The organism is Corynebacterium sp. 335C, assembly GCF_053525695.1.
Genome location: NZ_JASTTB010000001.1, coordinates 256,867 through 274,130 on the forward strand (window position 1 = coordinate 256,867; position 17,264 = coordinate 274,130).

Consider the following 17,264-nt stretch of genomic DNA (forward strand, 5'->3'; position numbering starts at 1 on the left):
CCCCGGCGCCGCGCCCGCCGCGGCTAGTGGCCCAGCGCCCCCGGCGCGTGGTCCGGCGGCTCGAGGCCGAGGTGGCGCCACGCCGCCGCCGTCGCCACGCGGCCCCGCGACGTGCGGGCGATGAGGCCGGCGCGGACGAGGTACGGCTCGCAGACCTCCTCGACGGTCGCGGGCTCCTCGCCGACGGCCAGCGCGAGCGACCCGACGCCGACGGGGCCGCCGGCGTGCTGGCGCACCAGCGCGCCGAGGACGGCGCGGTCGAGGCGGTCGAGCCCCGCCTCGTCGACGTCGAAGACGACGAGGGCGGCGCGGGCGGCGCCGAGGTCGATGGACCCGTCGGCGTGGACATCGGCGAAGTCGCGGACGCGGCGCAGCAGGCGGTTGGCGATGCGCGGGGTGCCGCGGGAGCGCGACGCGATCTCGGAGGCGGCCTCCGGGGTGATCTCCACGTCGAGGATGCGGGCGGCGCGTTCGACGACGTGGCGCAGGTCCGCCGGGTCGTAGAACTCCATCTGGGCGGTGAAGCCGAAGCGGTCGCGCAGCGGGCCGGTGAGCATGCCGGAGCGGGTCGTCGCGCCGACGAGCGTGAACGGCGGGATCTCCAGCGGGATGGAGGTGGCGCCGGGGCCCTTGCCGACGATGACGTCGATGCGGAAGTCCTCCATCGCCATGTACAGCATCTCCTCCGCCGGTCGGGCGATGCGGTGGATCTCGTCGATGAAGAGGACGTCGCCCTCCATGAGGTTGGAGAGCATCGCCGCGAGGTCGCCGGCGCGCTCCAGCGCCGGGCCGGAGGTCATGCGCAGCGACGTGCCGAGCTCGGCGGCGATGATCATCGCCATCGTCGTCTTGCCCAGGCCGGGCGGGCCCGACAGCAGGATGTGGTCGGGCGTGACGCCGCGGCGGCGGGCGCCGGAGAGCACGAGGTCCAGCTGGCCGCGGACCTTCGACTGGCCGATGAACTCCTCCAGCGACTTCGGCCGGAGGTTCAGCTCCGCGTCCGCCTCGGCCGCCTGCGCCGACGGGTCGACGTCGGGGTTGCGGAAGCCCCCGCCGGGGACCGCGGGCGCGGGCCCGCCGCCGGCGAGGTTGAATTCGGTGCGCTCGACGTCGCTCATGGTTCCCCCCACCCTAGCCCCGGCCGAGGGCCTTGAGCGCCTGGCGCAGCGCCGACGACGCGTCGGCGGACGGGTCGGCGGCGAGGACCGACTCGACGGCCCCCGTCGCCTCCCGCTCGCCGAAGCCGAGGCCCGCCAGGGCCTCCACGACGCGGTCGACCTCGGCGCCGCCGGCGGGCGCCGCGGCCGCGGGGGCGGCGGCGTCCGCGCCGTCGTGGCCGGCGGGCGCGGCGAACGCCCCGACCTTCTCCTTCAGCTCCAGCACGATGCGCTCCGCCATGCGCTTGCCGACGCCGGTGGCGCGCGACAGCGCGCGCACGTCCGAGCCGGCGATGGCGGCCGCGATGCCCTGCGGCGGCAGGATCTCCAGCAGGGCGAGCGCGATCTTCGGGCCCAGCTTCGACACGGTCTGCAGGAGGCGGAACATCTCCCGCTCCTCCGACGAGCCGAAGCCGTAGAGCGTCATCGCGTCCTCCCGCACCACCAGCTCGGTGAGCACGAGGACCTCCTCGCCCCGCGGCAGCTCCGCGACGGTGCGCGGCGGGCAGGTGATGAGGTGGCCGACGCCGGCGGCCTCCACCACCACGTGGTCGAGCGCCTTGTCGATGACGGTGCCGCGCACCGAGGCGATCATCGGGTCCCCTTCCTCTGCGCCGTCCACTGCGGCGCGGTCCTGGGCGCGTGGGCGCGCCGGAGTTCGTCGAACCGGGCCTTCTGCGCCGCCACCCGCTCCGCGACGGCCCGTTCGCGGGCGATGAGCGGGGCGCGCCAGCAATGGCAGATCGCCAGCGCCAGCGCGTCGGCGGCGTCCGCCGGCTTCGGCGGCTCCGACAGCCCGAGGATGCGGGTGACCATGGAGGTCATCTGCCGCTTGTCGGCACGGCCGTTGCCGGTCAGCGCCTTCTTCACCTCCGACGGGGTGTACTGGTGCACCTCCAGCCCGCGGCGGGCGGCGGCGAGCATGACGACGCCGACGGCGTGCGCGGTCTGGATGACGGTGGAGACGTTGCCGCGCTCGAAGACGCGCTCGACGGCGACGACGTCGGGGTCGTACCGGTCGATCCACTCCTCCACCGCGTTGGACAGGCGCAGCAGGCGGTCCTCCACCGCCGCGCCCGACTCGGTGCGGGCGACGCCGACGGCGACGGGGACGACGGACCTGCCGCGGCCGCCGTCGGCGACCGAGAGGCCGCACCGGGTCAGGCCGGGGTCCACGCCCATGACGCGCACGCGTCCGCCACCGTCGATGTCCACCCGTCCATTCCTATCACATCGTCCGAACAACCGTTCCCATGGGCCGGGTCCGCCCGGGCGCCGGGACGGCACCGCACCGGGGTCCGGGGCGGAGGACGGCGGCGCCCGGCCCACGCGTATCGTGGACGACCATGACCGACGCCCCGCTCACCGACGCCGTCCGCGCCACCTGGCCCGACGTGACCTGGGACGACGTGTCGTCGCCCCCGCGGGGCCTCGACCACGACGTCGCGGTGCTGCACGGCGCGGCACTCGGCGGCGATCCCGTCCCGGGCGGCGCCGTCGTCGCCCGCCGCGCCACCTCCCCCGGCGTCCGGGGCCGCGCGGGCCTGGAGGCCGCCGTCCTGGCCGAGCTGGGTCCGCGCATGCCGGACGGCGTCCGGCTCGCCCGGGCCCTGCGCCACGACGGCGCGGACCTGACCCTGCAGTCCTTCGTCCCCGGCGAGCCGCTGGACGCGGCGGCCGTCGCCGACGCCGGCCTCCCCGCCATGGCGGCCCGCATCTCCGCGGCGCTCTCCGTGTTCCACCGCGCCGGCATCACGGCCGCGCCGTTCGACGCCGTCGGCGGGTCCTGGTTCCCGGAGAAGGCCGCCACCGTCCGCGAACGCTGCGAACGGCACCTCCTGCCCCGGCTCGACGACGGCGCCCGCCGCGGCGTCGCCCGCATCCTCGACCGCGCCGACGAGGCGTTCGACGCCGACCCCGCCCCGGCGCACCTGGTCCACGGCGACGTCAACGCCTCCCACCTGCTGTGGGACGGGACGACGCTGGGCGTCATCGACGTCTCCGACATGACGGTGGCCGACGCCGCATTCGATGTCGCCCACCTCGACGACGTCGCCCCGGGCCTGCGCGATGCGGTCATCGGCGGCCTCGCCGACCGGGACCCGCGCGTCACCGCCGCCTCCCTGCGCGAGCGGGCCGCCCGCTACGCGGCGTGGGACGCGGTGTTCCTCGCCTGCGACGCCGCAGCCGGCGGGCACGCCGACGCGGCGAAGGCCCGCCGCCTGCTGGACGCCGCGCTGCGCGGCGCCGTCGGGGGCGGGGACCGTCGTCAGGCGAACCACTCGGTCGGAGGACCCGCCATGAGCAGCAGCCCGAACACGACCGCGACGCCGAGCAGCGTCACGATCGCCATGGACAGCGGGTAGCGGACGTACAGCGCCAGCACGCGGTCCGGCAGCGTCGACGGCCGCTCCACGGAGTTGCGGTAGCGCCAGTCCCCCTCCAACAGGCCGCGGCGGTCGACCCACTTGTCGAACGGCAGCGTCGCGAACGGCACGATGGACGACGCCAGGCCCAGCACGCCCGTCTTCGCGTCCCACCGCTGGTTCACCCAGGTGAGCACGGTGACGACGCAGTACGTGAGGAACGTCAGGCCGTGGACGCCGCCGCCGATGCGCACGCCGAGCTCGCCGGCGCCGACGGCGTACTTGAGGAACATGCCGCCGAGCAGCAGCGCCCACGTCACCATCTCGGCGGTGGCGAGGACGCGGTAGAGGGATTTCGGAGTCATGGCCGCAAGGGTATAGGCGCATACCCTTGCGGCACATCATCCGAAAGGCTGAAGGACGCGGCGCCCCGCGATCGACGGCGGCGCGGGCCCGCGTGCTGCGGGACCCGCGCCGTCGGCGGCGGCCGGACCTAGTCCAGCTGCTCGGCCACCTCGTCGGAGATGTCCATGTTGGAGAAGATGTTCTGCACGTCGTCGGAGTCCTCGAGGGAGTCGATGAGGCGCATCATCTTCTTCGCGCCCTCGACGTCCAGCGGGACCTCGACGGAGGCGCGGTAGTCCGGGTCGGCGGAGTCGTACTCGATGCCGGCGTCGGTCAGGGCCTGGCGGACGTTGGAGAAGTCGGTGAAGTCGCAGACGATCTCGAACTTGTCGTCGAGGTCGTTGACCTCCTCCGCGCCGGCCTCGAGGACGGCCATCAGCACGTCGTCCTCGTCCATGTCGCCCTTCGGCAGGACGAAGACGCCCTTGCGGGTGAACATGTACGCGACGGAGCCCGGGTCGCCCATGGAGCCGCCGGCCTTCGTCACGCGGGAGCGGACCTCGGACGCCGCGCGGTTGCGGTTGTCCGTCAGGCACTCGACCAGCATGGCGACGCCGCCGGGGCCGTAGCCCTCGTACAGGATGGTCTCCCAGTTCGCGCCGCCGGCCTCCTCGCCGGAGCCGCGCTTCCGGGCGCGCTCGATGTTGTCGTTGGGGACCGACTGCTTCTTCGCCTTCTGGATGGCGTCGTACAGCGTCGGGTTCGCCGCGGGGTCACCGCCGCCCGTGCGGGCCGCAACCTCGATGTTCTTGACCAGGCGCGCGAATTCCTTGCCGCGCTTGGCGTCGTTCGCGGCCTTCTTGTGCTTGGTGGTTGCCCATTTGGAGTGGCCGGCCATGTAGCGCTACCTGCTCCTCGTTCATCGGTTTCAGGGGGACGCCCCACTATAGCCCAGGGTGCGCGCGCCGACGGAGGCGGGCGCCCTCCGCGTCGCGCGGGGTTCGCGTGACGACGGTCACCGTCCGGCAACGCGCCGCCCTCTCCGCGGCGCGGCCGCCCCGCGGTGCCGCGTGACGACGGCCTCCCCCGGCGCTTCGCCTCAGGCTCCGGCGCCGACGCACTCCCGCAGGAACAGCTCGTGGACGCGCAGCTCCCCGTCCTGGCACTCGGGGTGGAAGCTCGTGGCCATGACGCGGCCCTGGCGGACCGCGACGACGGCGCCGCCCTCGGTGCGGGCGAGGACCTCGACGTCCGGGCCGACCTCCTCGACCTGGGGCGCGCGGATGAACACGGCGTGCACCGGATCGTCGATGCCGGCGAAGTCGAGGTCCTCCTCGAAGCTGTCGATCTGGCGGCCGAAGGCGTTGCGCCGCACCACCGCGTCGAGGGCGCCGAGACGCACGGCGTCCTCGCGGGTGTCCAGCACCGTGGAAGCCAGCAGGATCATGCCGGCGCAGGTGCCGTAGGCGGGCAGGCCGCCGGCGATGGCGTCGGCCAGCGGCCCGTCGAGGCCCTCCATCCGCAGCAGCTTCGACTGGGTCGTCGACTCTCCGCCGGGCAGCACGATGCCGTCGAGGCCCTCCAGGTGCGCCGGGCGCCGGACCTTGCGGACCTCCGCGCCCAGCGATTCGAGCACGCGCTCGTGCTCGGCGACGCCGCCCTGCAGCGCCAGCACGCCGATGATCACCGGCCGCCCTCCTTCTTCGACGGGACGGACTCCTGGCCGGGCGCCAGGGTCCGGGTCAGGCCCTCCTGCGTCGCGACGGCGACGAGGTCGCCCGCGCGGTTGAAGATCCGGCCGTGGGTCAGCGCGCGGCCGCCGTGGGCCGACGGCGAGATCTGGTCGTAGAGCAGCCAGTCGTCGGCGCGGAACGGGCGCAGGAACCACATCGCGTGGTCCAGGCTCGCCTCCTGCACCTCGACGCCCGGGTGCGGAACGAGCGCCGAGGACAGCAGCGTCATGTCGGACATGTACGCCAGGGTGCAGACGTGGAACGTCGGGTCGTCGGGCAGGCGGTCCTTCGCCCGGAACCACACCGCCTGGTGCGACACCGTGTACGGGTTCCGCGTGTACCGGTCCCCCGGCACGATGCGGATGTCCCAGTCGGACCACTCGCGCAGCAGCAGCTTGCGGGTCTCCGTCATCGTCGACTCGTCGACGACGACCTCCTCCGGCGGCGGCACGTCGCGCATCGCGTCGGAGTGCTCGATGCCCTGCTCCCCGACCCGGTGGAACGACGCCTGCATCACGAAGATGGTGCGCCCCTCCTGCACCGCCTTGACCTGGCGGGAGTCGAAGGAGCGGCCCTCCTTCACCCGATCGACGAGGTAGACCGTCGGCACGTCCGGCCGGCCCGGGCCGACGAAGTAGGCGTGCAGCGAGTGCACCTCCTTGCCCTCGCCTACCGTGCGGGTCGCCGCCACCAGGGCCTGCGCGGCGACCTGGCCGCCGAACGTGCGCTGCAGGATGGACTCGATGACCGGGCCGCGGTAGATGTCGCGATCGATGTGCTCCAGGTCCAGGACCTTGCGGATGTCCGCCATGGCCGGGAAACCCTCCTTCTCCTCGTGAATCGGGTGCGCCCCGGGTCCGGCGTGCCGGCCGGGCCCGGGGCGTCGTCACGCGCACGCGCGGGGGACGCGCGGCGCGTGCGGTGCTCCTACCAGCCGCGCTCGGCGAGGCGGTGCGGCTGCGGGATCTCGTCGACGTTGATGCCGACCATCGCCTCGCCCAGGCCGCGGGAGACCTCGGCGATGACGGACGGGTCGTCGTAGTTCTGGGTGGCGCGGACGATGGCCTTCGCGCGCTTCTCCGGGTCGCCGGACTTGAAGATGCCGGAGCCGACGAAGACGCCCTCGGCGCCCAGCTGCATCATCATCGCGGCGTCGGCCGGGGTGGCGATGCCGCCGGCGGTGAACAGCACGACCGGCAACTTGCCCTTCTCCGCGACCTCCCGGACCAGCTCGTACGGGGCCTGCAGCTCCTTCGCGGCGACGTACAGCTCGTCGTCGGCCATCGACTTCAGGCGGTTGATCTCCGCGCGGATGGTGCGCATGTGGGTCACGGCGTTGGACACGTCGCCCGTGCCGGCCTCGCCCTTGGAGCGGATCATCGCCGCGCCCTCGTTGATGCGGCGCAGCGCCTCGCCCAGGTTCGTCGCACCGCACACGAACGGCACGTCGAACGCGAACTTGTCGATGTGGTTGGCGTAGTCCGCCGGGGTCAGCACCTCGGACTCGTCGATGAAGTCGACGCCGAGGGACTGCAGCACCTGCGCCTCGGCGAAGTGGCCGATGCGGGCCTTCGCCATCACCGGGATGGACACCGCCTCGATGATCCCGTCGATCATGTCCGGGTCGGACATGCGGGACACGCCGCCCTGCGCGCGGATGTCGGCGGGCACGCGCTCCAGCGCCATGACGGCCGTCGCGCCGGCGTCCTCCGCGATACGCGCCTGCTCCGGGGTGACGACGTCCATGATGACGCCGCCCTTCAGCATCTCGGCGAGGCCGCGCTTCACGCGGGCGGTGCCGTGGGTCACGGTGCTGTCGGAAGAGTTGGTCAAGGAACCTGCTCCCTCGTGTGATGGGCCGGACGGCGGCCCGCCGGTGTGGTCCGCACCATGATAGACCGCACCGTACAGATGAACGCCATTCAGCCCGGTGGGGCGGTGGAACGCCTTACGCGTGGTCGGGTGCTGCGACGTCGAAGAACTCCGGGCGCGGGGCGGTGCCCGCCAGGCGCAGCCAGCGCACGATGGGCCGCCGGCGCAGGTTCCGGGTGTCGGTGACGGCGTCGTTGTAGAAGCGGCGGGCGAGCTCCACGCGCAGCCGCGCGTCGTGCAGCTCGATGGCCAGCGGGCCCGGCAGGCCCTCGTCGCCGCGGGCGACGAGCTCGGCGGTCAGCCGGTTCTCCGCGTCGGCGCGCGCGCCGGTGTCCGCCGCGGTCAGCGGCAGGGCCTCCGCGGCGCGCACGAGGTCCGCCAGGTCGGGGTGCGCGGCGCGGGCGACGGCGCCGCGGCGGCCGAGCGCCGACTCCAGCGACAGGCGCGCCAGATCGCAGCGCACGTGCATGCGGTTGAGCCGCTGGGCGGTGGCGGAGGCCAGCAGGCCCACCACGAGCGCCACGACGGCGACGACGATGACGACCACCAGCCAGGTGGGGATCTCGACCATTGCGCTACGTCCTCACTACCTTCTCGCCGTCCATGCGGACGGTGTCGTACACCTGCAGGACCCGGTCGGCGATCGTGGACCAGTCGTAGTCCCACGCCCGGGCGTGCCCGTCGGCGATCATCGCCCGCCGCCGATCGTCGTCGTCCAGCACCTCCGAGACGGCGCGCGCCAGGTCGGCGGAGTCGCCGTTGCGGAACTGCTCGCCCCACCGGCCGTCGCCGAGGACGAGGCGGAACGCGTCGAGGTCGCTGGCGACGACCGGGGCGCCGGCCGCCATCGCCTCCACCAGCACGATGCCGAAGCTCTCGCCGCCGCGCTGCGGGGCGACGTAGGCGTCCGCCGACCGCAGCACGGCGGTCTTCGCCCGCTCGGAGAGGCGGCCGACGAAGCGCAGCGCGCCCTCGTGGGCGCCGGCGCGGCGCATGGCGTCGCGGCGGTCGCCGTCGCCGATGACGACGACCTCCAGCCCCGGGTGGCGCCGGGTGATCTCCGGCAGCGCCTTCAGCAGCACGTCGAGGCCCTTTCGGGGCTCGTCGAAGCGGCCGAGGAACACCAGGCGGCGCACGCCGGGCTCCGCGGGTCCGATGCCGGCCTCCTCGCGGACCTCCGGGTCCTCCAGGCCCGGGCACTCCTCGTACTCCGCGACGCGGACGCCGTTGGGGATGAGCACCGGGTCCCCGCCGACCTGCTCCACCTGCCAGCGGCGGGCGACGTCGCTGACGGCGATGCCGCCGCGGATGCGCTCCAGGAAGGGGCGCAGCACCGGCAGCGCGAGCTTCAGCACCAGCGACCGGGTCGCCGCCGAGTGGTACGTGGCGACGATGGGGCCGACCGCGTTGGCCATGGCGAACATGGACCACGACGGCGAGTTCGGCTCGTGGATGTGCAGGACGTCGAACTCGCCGCGGCCGATCCACCGGCGCACGCGGCGCCACGTCACCGGGCCGAACGCCAGGCGGGCGACGGAGCCGTTGTACGGGATGGGCAGCGAGCGGCCGCCGCGGACGACCCAGTCGGGCACGTCCGCGTCGGGGCCGGCGGGGCCGGCGAGGCTGACCTCGTGGCCGCGGCGGCGGAACTCCGCGCACAGGTCCAGCGCGTGGGCCTGGACGCCGCCCGGGACGTCGAAGGAGTAGGGGCAGACCATACCGATGCGCATGGGCTACTCCCCCGCCTCGGCCGTCCCGGCGGGCTCGTCCGACCGGCCGGTCGGCTCCGTGGCCCCGGCGGCATCCGCGCGGTCCGCGGCCTGCTCCTCCGCCGTCTCCGCGCGGCGGCGCCGGCGGTCGGCGAGCCACAGCGGCTGCAGCATGTGCCAGTCCGCCGGGTGCGCGGCGATGTCGGCCTCCATGTGGCGGGCCTGCTCCTGGACGATGTCCGCGATGTCGCGGCCCTCGACGGGGATCTCCGGGCCCATCTTCATGCCCCAGCCGTCGTCGCCGACGAAGTGGACGTGGACGACGTGCAGCGCGGCCCCCGTCTCGCGGGCCAGCTGCGCGGCGCCGGCGGGCATGGTGGTGCGCTCGCCGAAGAAGTCGACCTCCACGCCGCGGCCGCCGAGATCCCGCTCGCCGAGCAGGCAGACGACGCCGCCGTCGCGCAGCCGGGCGCGCAGCCCCTCCATCGGCGGCTCCCCGCCGGTCAGCGGCAGGACGGTGAAGCCCAGGCCCTCGCGGAAGTCCACGAACGCGTCGTAGAGCTCCTCGGGCCGCAGCCGCTCGGCGACCGTCGTGAAGCCCCCGATGCGGTCGACCAGCCACATGCCGGCCATGTCCCAGTTGCCGGAATGGGTCAGGGCCATCACGATGCCGCGGCCGGAGGCGCGGGCCTCCTCGAAGATCCCCAGTCCATCGAAGTGGGCGCCGGCGGCCTCGACGAGCTCCGGGCCGACCATGCTGGGCAGACGGAAGGCCTCCACCCAGTAGCGCAGGTAGGAGCGCATCGACGCGCGCACCAGCGCGTCCGGCACCTCCTCCGGCGGGCAGCCGACGACGCGGGCGAGGTTGCGGCGCAGCTGCGCCGGGCCCCGGCCCCCGTCGGAGAAGCGATCCGCCGCGCGGTCCGCCGCCCACCGCACCAGCCGGTGCGGCAGCAGCCCCACGAAGCGCCACCCGGCGATGTAGCCGAGCGCCGCCCAGTCCTCCTGCGTGCGCGGGATCCTCATCGGGAACCGCCCTCCGGGCAGCGGCGGGTGGCGTCGTCACGCGAACCGGCGTGCGGACCGTCCTCCGCGCCCTTCGGCGGCGCGATGTAGTCCGACGCGCCCGGCTGCCCCGCGACCATCGCGAGGCGCTGGACGACGGTGAACACCGAGCCCGCGGCCAGCGCCCACATGGCGACCCCGATGGCGTACGGCACGCCCAGGCCCTCCAGGCCCAGACCCGTCAGCCCGATGATGAGGCGCTCCGCGCGCTCCACCAGGCCGCCGTCCACGGTGAAGCCCGACGCCTCCGCGCGGGCCTTGACGTAGGAGATGACCTGCGACGCCACGAGCACGGTCAGCGTCGCGCCGACCAGCGGCCCGGGCGACTCGACCTGCCACCACGCCCACCACGCGATCGCCGCGAACAGCGCGCCGTCGGTGATGCGATCGCAGCTGGCGTCCAGCACCGCGCCGAAGCGCGAACCCCCGCCGCGCAGGCGGGCCATCGTGCCGTCGACCAGGTCGAAGGCGGTGAACAACGCCATGAGCACGGCCGCGGCGAACAGGTGCCCCGTCGGGATGAGCCACAGCGCGACGCCGACGGCGGCGACGGTGCCGGCGACGGTGACGACGTTGGGGCTGACCCCGGAGCGGTTCAGCCGGATCGCGATCGGCTCGACGAACCGCGCGATCGGGCGGCGTGCCCTGGCGTTGAGCATCAGTCCTCCTCGGCCCAGGCCCCGGCCAGCAGGGCGCGGGTGTCCCGCAGCAGCTGCGGGAGCACCTTCGTGCCGTCCAGGACCGTCATGAAGTTCGCGTCGCCCGCCCAGCGCGGCACGACGTGCATGTGCAGGTGGTCGCCGACCGACCCGCCGGAGGCGCGCCCCAGGTTGAAGCCGACGTTCACCGCGTGCGGGTGCGACACGCGCTTCAGCACGCGGATGGCCTTCTGGCCGAACGCCATCAGCTCGTGCAGCTCCGGGTCCTCGAGGTCCTCCAGGTTCGCCACCTGACGGTACGGCACGACCATCATGTGCCCCGAGTTGTACGGGAACAGGTTGAGCACGCAGTACACCAGCTCGCCGCGGGCGACGATGAGCGCGTCCTCGTCCGACCGGGACGGCAGCTCCGTGAACGGGTTGGCCCGCCGCTTCGGATCGTCGTCGTCCCGGGCGCCGCCCTCCGCGATGTAGGACATGCGGTACGGCGCCCACAGGCGCTCCAGGCGATCGGGCTCGCCGGCGCCCCGGTCGATGAACGCGTCGCCGTCAGGCACGCCGCGCCCCGATCGACTCGGCGGACGGCTGCTCGTTGAGGCGCTCGCCCACCCAGGCGGCGACGAGGTCCGCGGCCTCCTCCACCGGCACGCCGTTGACCTGCGAGCCGTCGAGGAAGCGGAACGACACCGCCCCGGCCTCCACGTCGCGGTGGCCGGCCAGCACCATGAACGGCACCTTGCCGGTGGTGTGGTTGCGGATCTTCTTCTGCATGCGGTCGTCGGAGGCGTCGACGGAGGCGCGCAGGCCGCGGGCCTTCAGCAGCGCCGTGAACTCCTCCAGGTGCGGGATGCAGTCGTCGGACACCGGGATGCCGACGACCTGCTCCGGGGCCAGCCACGCCGGGAACGCGCCGGCATAGTGCTCCAGCAGCACGCCGAAGAAGCGCTCGATGGAGCCGAACAGCGCGCGGTGGATCATGATCGGGCGCTGCTTGGAGCCGTCCGGGGCGGTGTACTCCAGCTCGAAGCGGTCGGGCAGGTTGAAGTCCAGCTGCACCGTCGACATCTGCCAGGTGCGGCCGATGGCGTCGCGGGCCTGGACGGAGATCTTCGGGCCGTAGAACGCGGCGCCGCCCGGATCCGGGACCAGCTCCAGGTCGGACTTCTCGGCGACGGACTGCAGGATCGACGTCGCGCGCTCCCAGATGTCGTCGGAGCCGACGAACTTCTCCTCGTCCTTGGTGGACAGCTCCAGGTAGAAGTCGTCGAGGCCGTAGTCGCGCAGCAGCGACAGGATGAACTCGAGGACGTCGGAGAGCTCCTTCTCCAGCTGGTCCTCGGTGCAGTAGATGTGCGCGTCGTCCTGCGTGAAGCCGCGGGCGCGGGTCAGGCCGTGGATGACGCCCGACTGCTCGTAGCGGTAGACGGTGCCGAACTCGAACATGCGGATCGGCAGCTCGCGGTAGGACCGGCCGCGGGAGCCGAAGATCAGGTTGTGCATCGGGCAGTTCATCGGCTTGACGTAGTAGTCCTGCGGCTGCTTGACGCAGTGGCCGTGCTCGTCGTATTCGCCGTCGAGCTGCATCGCCGGGAACATGCCGTCGGAGTACCAGTCCAGGTGGCCGGACTGCTTGAACAGGTCGCCCTTGGTGACGTGCGGGGTGTAGACGAACTCGTAGCCCGCCTCGATGTGGCGGCGGCGGGAGTGCTGCTCCATCTCGTTGCGGATGATGCCGCCGCGGGTGTGGAACACCGGGAAGCCGGAGCCGATGCCGTCCGGGAAGGAGAACAGGTCCATCTCCTGGCCGAGGCGGCGGTGGTCGCGCTTCTCGGCCTCCAGCAGCATGTCGAGGTGGTGGTCGAGGGCGTCCTTGGACTCCCAGGCGGTGCCGTAGACGCGCTGCAGGCCGGCCTTCGACTGGTCGCCGCGCCAGTAGGCGGCGGACGAGCGGGTCAGGGTGAAGGCGGGGATGTAGCGGGTGGTCGGCACGTGCGGGCCGCGGCACAGGTCGAACCAGACGGTCTCGCCGGTGCGCGGGTTGACGTTGCGGTAGCCGGTGAGCTCGGCGCCGCCGACGTCGACGTTGGCGTCCTCGTGGTCGGCGACGCCGCCCTTCGACTTGTCCTCGATGAGCTCCAGCTTGTACGGCTCGTCGGCCAGCTGCTCGGCCGCCTGCTCCGGGCCGTCGAAGACGAAGCGCGCGAAGCGCTGGCCGGACTTGATGATCTTCTTCATGCGCTTCTCGATGCGCTTGAGATCCTCCGGCGTGAACGGCTCGGCGACGTCGAAGTCGTAGTAGAAGCCGTTCTCGATGGCCGGGCCGATGCCCAGCTTCGTGCCCGGGAACTCCGCCTGGACCGCCTGGGCCAGCACGTGGGTGCAGGAGTGGCGGATGACCCCGCGGCCGTCGTCGGTGTTCGCGGGGACCGGCTCGACGGTCTCCTCGGTCTCCGGGGCGTAGCTGAGGTCGCGGAGCTGCCCGGACGAGTCCCGGACGCAGACGATGGCGTCGGGGCCCTTGTTCGGCAGCTCCAGCTCCCGCATCGCCTCGCCGGCGGTGACGCCGGCGGGGACGGTGAAGGGGGCGGGCGTGGGCGTGGCGGTGGTCACGGGGAGGGTTCTCCTTCGGTTCTCGGGCGGTGGTCACATACCTGGCGACCCCCGCGGACGGGAAGTCACCTTACCCCCTGCCCTTCCCCGGCCGCCGACCGCGCCCGCGGCGTGGCCCGGGGCCGCCGCGTCAGTCGCCGAGGATGTCGTCGCCCCACCAGCCCTCGGGGTCCGTGCCGTGCGGGATGAAGAACACGGCGGAGCCGATGTGGGTGATCCACTCGTTGAGGCGGTCGGCCTCGTCGAGGCGCTTCTGCACCGGGTCGTACTGCAGCAGCGGGTCCTTCTGGTACGCGGCGAAGATGAGGCCCGTGTTCGTCGTAGCGCCGGAGCCCGGCTCGGGCGGCAGGTCGTACTGGTACGGGCGGCGCAGCATCTGCAGGCCCGGCTTGCCGTTCTCCGGCATGGAGCGGGCCATGTGCGACTGGGCGTCGATGACGGGCAGGCCGTACTCGTCGGTCTTCGACAGGTCGGCCGGGTCGTGCTCGTGCAGCTGCCCCAGCGGCGCGCCGGTGTCGAGGGTGCGGCCGGCGACCTCCTCGCGCGAGGTCCGGTCGAGGATGTCCCAGCCCTCGATGTCCATCTCGATGCGGCGGACGACCAGCGCCGTGCCGCCGCGCAGGTGCAGCGGGCCGTCCTGGATCCACACGATCTCGTCGTATTCCTCCGGCGTGCGGGGGTTGACGGTGCCGTCGAGCTGGCCGAAGCGGTTGCGCGGCGTGGCGCCCGGCTCGATGGAGCCGCGGGCGTGAAGGAATCCGGTCTGGATCCAGCGGGGCTCGGCGTAGGTGGCCCCGTCCTTGATCATGAAGCGCGCGCAGTGCGACAGCATCATGGGGTCGTCGCTGCCGATCTGGAGCAGCAGGTCGCCGTCGTTCCACTCGTCGCGCAGCCGGTCCAGCCGGTACGCGGGCAGCGGCCCGAGCCATTCCGGCGCCTTGTCGCGCATGCCGGCGGCCTCGAAGAAGCCGGGCCCGAAGCCGACGGTGATGGTGAGACCCGCGACGGAGAACAGCATCTCCGGCTCCAGGTCGGTGCGCGCCGGCTCGCCACGGGTCATGCGGCGGGCGGAGTCGGTCCAGATGCGCATGAGGCGGCGCAGCTCGGTCGCCCCGACGTCCTCGCGCAGGTCGAAGGCGATGAACCAGGAGTGCGCCTGCTGGGCCGTGGAGATGCCGGCCTGGTGGCGGCCGTCGAAGGGGATGACGTCGTCGCGCAGCGGCGGCGCCGGCGGGGCGTCGTCCTCCTTCGGGGTGAAGGACAGCGCCCCGGCGGCGGGTGCGGCGCCGGCGGCCGCGGCGGTCGCGCCGGCGGCGGCGCCGAAGCCCGCGAGGAACCTGCGGCGGGGAAGGTTGCTGCTCATGTCTCCGATTCTCCTTCGGTCGCGTGGGTTGCGGGTGGAGGGCGGCTGCGCGGGTCGCGTGACGACGCCCGCCGCCCCGGCCCCGCGCCCCGGATCGCGGGCGGCGCCCGCCCCGGGGGTGTCCGGGAGCGGGCGCCGCGTCAAGGTGCGGGCGCGGGGCCCGCTCCGGGGCCGTCGGCCTGCACGGGCCTAGTGGTCGTGGCCCTCGTGGCCGTGATCGTGGTCGTGGCCCTCGTGATCGTGGTCGTGGCCGGCGTGGTCGCCGTGGTCGTGGCCGGCGTGCTCGTCGTCGCCCGGGTTGACCAGCTGGCCGTCCTCGCCGTAGTCCTCCTCGCCCGCGGCCTGGACGCGGACCTCGACGTCCTCGCGGACGGTGGTGCCGTCGGAGAACTCGAGGACCATCTCGACCTCGTCGCCGGCCAGAAGCGGCTTGGTGGCGTTCATGATCATGAAGTGGTCGCCGCCCGGGGCGAGCTCCAGCTTGCCGCCGGCCGGGACGGTGAGGCCGCCGGGGACCTCCTGCATGACGCCGTCCTTGGTCTCGTGCTGCTCGTAGGTGGTGCCCTCCGGCAGGCCCTCGATGGAGAAGGAGGTGATCGTCAGATCCTCCTTGCCCTCGTTGACGATGGTGCCGAAGATGGCGGTCATCTCCTTGCCCTCCGGCATCTCCTTGACGTAGAAGTCCTCGAGATCGACGGCGGCCTCGGCCTTCGCCTCGTCGGTGGCGCCCTTGGCGGCCGAGGTGGCCTCCTCGGCGGCGCCGGCGACGGCGGAGGTGGCGTCGGCGGCCGCGTCCTTGGCCTCGTCGGCGGAGCAGCCGGCCAGCGCGAGCGCGAGGGCGGCGGTGCCGGCGGCGAGGATGCGGGTGGAGCGGTGGATGGTCATGGGGTGGTTCATCCCTTCTTCTTGACGACGGCCACGCCGGCGACGACGGCGATGACGAGGGCGATCAGGACGCCTCCGGCGACGTACGCCCAGGCGGGCACTCCGCCCGCGGCGTCACCGCCTTCGGAGGGGTCCTTCTCCGCGCCCGGGCCGGGGGCCACGGTCCGGCCGTCGCCGACCGAGAACGTGACCATGCCGCGGGTGGAGTGGCCGTCGGATGAGGTGATCTGGAACCCGACGAGGTACGAGCCGGGTCCGGGTCGGACGTCGTCCGGGACCTCCACCGTGACGTTCCTGCCGTCGAGCTCGGGCTCGGCGGTGAACAGGACTTCCTTCGTGTCCTGGTCGCTGACCGCGACCGTGTTGAAGCTCGGCTTCGGTTCGCCGGAGAAGACCAGCTGGATTTCGCGGGGGAATTCGTCGACGGAGCCGCCGTTGGGGGGAGTCGAGTCGACGACGGAGTCGTGGGCCGCCGCGACGGGCAGGCCCTCCCCCGCGACGGCCGGAGCCGCCACCGCCCCTCCCGCGAGGAGCGCGGCCGAGCCGAGGGCCGCCGCGATCCTGCGGATGGTGGTCGTCATCTTCGTGTGCTCCTCCCGCCCCGCGCCCGGGGCCCGACGGCGCCGCGCGTGCTCTCCCGCGGCGGACCCGGGCCAAGGTCCGGCCGGGGTCACGTCAGTAGTCGGACCCGGCCGCGGTTTGGTTCCCGCGTCACCCCGGAATGCTACGCCGGGTATCCGCGGGCGCGGAAAACGAGGGCCTGGCGCGTCAGAGATGCGACGAGGGCCGCGGCACCATCGGTGCGGCGGCCCTCGCGTTTCGGTAGCTCCGACTGGGTTCGAACCAGCGACCTTTCCGGTGTGAACGGAACGCTCTTCCACTGAGCTACGGAGCTGCAACGGGCGGGTTCCGGGGAACCGCGCCCTCGCTGCGGGATAAGTTAGCACGCCCGCACCCCAGGTTCCCAATCACCCCTCCGACATGGACCGGGGTGCCGATCCCCGGGCGGCCGCCGGGTCGCGGCCACCCGCGCCGGAGCGTGACGACGGCACCCGCCGCGCGCATCGACGTCGCCCGCATCCACCGGCACCCGCGTACGCGTCCACGCCCGAGCGCACGCGCACGCCCGTCACGCGCACGGGCGACGCGCACGGCGGCCGAAGACGACGGCGCCCGCCGCCCGGCGCCCGCGCGGATGCGCGTCCCGCGCCCGCCGGGGCGCGCGTCCCCGGTGCGGGCGCCGGGGCACGGGCACCACGGTGCGCGGAACGCCGTCGAAAAGCAGCCGCCATGCACCCACCGGAAACCGGAAATACGGCACCACCTGGGGATTTGTGCGCGTCGGAGTAATCACGCTAATGTTCTTCTCGCACCGCAAGCGGGGGCCACGGGAAACCGGGACCGCCGCGAACGGATTGCAGTGCGGATGTAGCGCAGCTGGTAGCGCATCACCTTGCCAAGGTGAGGGTCGCGGGTTCGAGTCCCGTCATCCGCTCGGAT

The 17,264-nt window shown here is 73.3% G+C and carries 18 protein-coding genes and 2 tRNA genes; 2 read left to right on the plus strand and 18 right to left on the minus strand.

Annotation, left to right across the window (positions count from 1 at the left end):
- Positions 1-23 precede the first annotated feature (23 nt).
- Genes ruvB through ruvC form a run of 3 tightly spaced genes read right to left on the minus strand, consistent with a single transcriptional unit; the run spans position 24 to position 2,348 of the window.
- Complete coding sequence (gene ruvB, locus QQS41_RS01080; RefSeq protein ID WP_448850862.1) at positions 24-1,118, minus strand: Holliday junction branch migration DNA helicase RuvB; 1,095 nt, start codon at positions 1,116-1,118, stop codon at positions 24-26.
- Positions 1,119-1,131: 13 nt separating this feature from the next.
- Positions 1,132-1,752, minus strand: coding sequence for a Holliday junction branch migration protein RuvA (ruvA, locus tag QQS41_RS01085; protein ID WP_448850863.1), 621 nt, complete (start codon positions 1,750-1,752; stop codon positions 1,132-1,134).
- Positions 1,749-2,348, minus strand: a complete 600-nt coding sequence (ruvC, locus tag QQS41_RS01090) for a crossover junction endodeoxyribonuclease RuvC (RefSeq protein ID WP_448851926.1) — start codon at positions 2,346-2,348, stop codon at positions 1,749-1,751. The genes ruvA and ruvC overlap by 4 nt, the downstream gene beginning before the upstream one ends.
- Positions 2,349-2,503: 155 nt before the next feature.
- On the opposite strand from ruvC, the gene QQS41_RS01095 reads away from it, so the two are divergent.
- Positions 2,504-3,523, plus strand: a complete 1,020-nt coding sequence (locus QQS41_RS01095) for an aminoglycoside phosphotransferase family protein (RefSeq protein WP_448850864.1) — start codon at positions 2,504-2,506, stop codon at positions 3,521-3,523.
- Here the strand turns inward: QQS41_RS01095 and QQS41_RS01100 are convergent.
- From QQS41_RS01100 to QQS41_RS01170, 15 genes are all read right to left on the minus strand, one after another.
- Entirely contained in the window at positions 3,427-3,888 is a 462-nt protein-coding gene (locus tag QQS41_RS01100; protein ID WP_448850865.1) for a DUF3817 domain-containing protein, read from the minus strand. The genes QQS41_RS01095 and QQS41_RS01100 overlap by 97 nt on opposite strands.
- Positions 3,889-4,016: 128 nt before the next feature.
- Positions 4,017-4,766 (minus strand): YebC/PmpR family DNA-binding transcriptional regulator, encoded by a 750-nt coding sequence (locus QQS41_RS01105; RefSeq protein ID WP_448850866.1) that lies wholly within the window; start codon positions 4,764-4,766, stop codon positions 4,017-4,019.
- A gap of 201 nt (positions 4,767-4,967) precedes the next feature.
- On the minus strand, positions 4,968-5,555 hold the full coding sequence (gene pdxT, locus QQS41_RS01110; protein WP_448850867.1) for a pyridoxal 5'-phosphate synthase glutaminase subunit PdxT: 588 nt from the start codon (positions 5,553-5,555) through the stop codon (positions 4,968-4,970).
- Positions 5,552-6,412, minus strand: a complete 861-nt coding sequence (locus QQS41_RS01115) for an acyl-CoA thioesterase (protein WP_448850868.1) — start codon at positions 6,410-6,412, stop codon at positions 5,552-5,554. Before QQS41_RS01115 ends, pdxT begins: the two co-directional genes overlap by 4 nt.
- A 116-nt stretch (positions 6,413-6,528) precedes the next feature.
- Positions 6,529-7,434: a pyridoxal 5'-phosphate synthase lyase subunit PdxS gene (pdxS, locus tag QQS41_RS01120; protein ID WP_448850869.1), complete on the minus strand. Its 906-nt coding sequence runs from the start codon at positions 7,432-7,434 to the stop codon at positions 6,529-6,531.
- Between the two features lie 115 nt (positions 7,435-7,549).
- Positions 7,550-8,044 carry an NUDIX hydrolase gene (locus tag QQS41_RS01125; protein WP_448850870.1) on the minus strand — a complete coding sequence of 165 codons (495 nt, stop codon included), beginning with the start codon at positions 8,042-8,044 and terminating at the stop codon, positions 7,550-7,552.
- 4 nt (positions 8,045-8,048) lie between these two features.
- Positions 8,049-9,203 (minus strand): glycosyltransferase family 4 protein, encoded by a 1,155-nt coding sequence (locus tag QQS41_RS01130; RefSeq protein WP_448850871.1) that lies wholly within the window; start codon positions 9,201-9,203, stop codon positions 8,049-8,051.
- Between the two features lie 3 nt (positions 9,204-9,206).
- On the minus strand, positions 9,207-10,208 hold the full coding sequence (locus QQS41_RS01135) for a phosphatidylinositol mannoside acyltransferase (RefSeq protein ID WP_448850872.1): 1,002 nt from the start codon (positions 10,206-10,208) through the stop codon (positions 9,207-9,209).
- On the minus strand, positions 10,205-10,906 hold the full coding sequence (pgsA, locus tag QQS41_RS01140; protein ID WP_448850873.1) for a phosphatidylinositol phosphate synthase: 702 nt from the start codon (positions 10,904-10,906) through the stop codon (positions 10,205-10,207). The genes QQS41_RS01135 and pgsA overlap by 4 nt, the downstream gene beginning before the upstream one ends.
- Complete coding sequence (locus QQS41_RS01145) at positions 10,906-11,463, minus strand: HIT family protein (protein ID WP_448850874.1); 558 nt, start codon at positions 11,461-11,463, stop codon at positions 10,906-10,908. The genes pgsA and QQS41_RS01145 overlap by 1 nt, the downstream gene beginning before the upstream one ends.
- Complete coding sequence (gene thrS / locus QQS41_RS01150; RefSeq protein WP_448851927.1) at positions 11,456-13,450, minus strand: threonine--tRNA ligase; 1,995 nt, start codon at positions 13,448-13,450, stop codon at positions 11,456-11,458. The genes QQS41_RS01145 and thrS overlap by 8 nt, the downstream gene beginning before the upstream one ends.
- 196 nt (positions 13,451-13,646) lie before the next feature.
- Positions 13,647-14,879, minus strand: a complete 1,233-nt coding sequence (locus QQS41_RS01155; protein ID WP_448850875.1) for a Dyp-type peroxidase — start codon at positions 14,877-14,879, stop codon at positions 13,647-13,649.
- A 189-nt stretch (positions 14,880-15,068) separates the two neighbouring features.
- Entirely contained in the window at positions 15,069-15,764 is a 696-nt protein-coding gene (locus QQS41_RS01160; protein ID WP_448850876.1) for a copper chaperone PCu(A)C, read from the minus strand.
- A gap of 8 nt (positions 15,765-15,772) precedes the next feature.
- A complete protein-coding gene (locus tag QQS41_RS01165; RefSeq protein WP_448850877.1) occupies positions 15,773-16,345 on the minus strand; it encodes a copper resistance CopC family protein in 573 nt (190 codons plus the stop codon).
- 242 nt (positions 16,346-16,587) lie between these two features.
- A tRNA-Val gene (locus tag QQS41_RS01170) sits at positions 16,588-16,659 on the minus strand.
- A 527-nt stretch (positions 16,660-17,186) separates the two neighbouring features.
- Here QQS41_RS01170 and QQS41_RS01175 point away from each other — a divergent pair.
- A tRNA-Gly gene (locus QQS41_RS01175) sits at positions 17,187-17,259 on the plus strand.
- Positions 17,260-17,264: the final 5 nt, after the last annotated feature.

What these genes read in the sequence shown, in the direction of transcription:
- QQS41_RS01165 (WP_448850877.1), bottom strand. Translation starts at nt 16,345, where the DNA reads ATGACGACCACCATCCGCAGGATCGCGGCGGCCCTCGGCTCGGCCGCG.
- ruvA (WP_448850863.1), bottom strand. Translation starts at nt 1,752, where the DNA reads ATGATCGCCTCGGTGCGCGGCACCGTCATCGACAAGGCGCTCGACCAC.
- QQS41_RS01125 (WP_448850870.1), bottom strand. Translation starts at nt 8,044, where the DNA reads ATGGTCGAGATCCCCACCTGGCTGGTGGTCGTCATCGTCGTCGCCGTC.
- QQS41_RS01115 (WP_448850868.1), bottom strand. Translation starts at nt 6,412, where the DNA reads ATGGCGGACATCCGCAAGGTCCTGGACCTGGAGCACATCGATCGCGAC.
- QQS41_RS01135 (WP_448850872.1), bottom strand. Translation starts at nt 10,208, where the DNA reads ATGAGGATCCCGCGCACGCAGGAGGACTGGGCGGCGCTCGGCTACATC.
- QQS41_RS01160 (WP_448850876.1), bottom strand. Translation starts at nt 15,764, where the DNA reads ATGACCATCCACCGCTCCACCCGCATCCTCGCCGCCGGCACCGCCGCC.
- QQS41_RS01100 (WP_448850865.1), bottom strand. Translation starts at nt 3,888, where the DNA reads ATGACTCCGAAATCCCTCTACCGCGTCCTCGCCACCGCCGAGATGGTG.
- thrS (WP_448851927.1), bottom strand. Translation starts at nt 13,450, where the DNA reads ATGCGGGAGCTGGAGCTGCCGAACAAGGGCCCCGACGCCATCGTCTGC.
- QQS41_RS01105 (WP_448850866.1), bottom strand. Translation starts at nt 4,766, where the DNA reads ATGGCCGGCCACTCCAAATGGGCAACCACCAAGCACAAGAAGGCCGCG.
- ruvB (WP_448850862.1), bottom strand. Translation starts at nt 1,118, where the DNA reads ATGAGCGACGTCGAGCGCACCGAATTCAACCTCGCCGGCGGCGGGCCC.
- QQS41_RS01130 (WP_448850871.1), bottom strand. Translation starts at nt 9,203, where the DNA reads ATGCGCATCGGTATGGTCTGCCCCTACTCCTTCGACGTCCCGGGCGGC.
- pgsA (WP_448850873.1), bottom strand. Translation starts at nt 10,906, where the DNA reads ATGCTCAACGCCAGGGCACGCCGCCCGATCGCGCGGTTCGTCGAGCCG.
- QQS41_RS01095 (WP_448850864.1), top strand. Translation starts at nt 2,504, where the DNA reads ATGACCGACGCCCCGCTCACCGACGCCGTCCGCGCCACCTGGCCCGAC.
- QQS41_RS01155 (WP_448850875.1), bottom strand. Translation starts at nt 14,879, where the DNA reads ATGAGCAGCAACCTTCCCCGCCGCAGGTTCCTCGCGGGCTTCGGCGCC.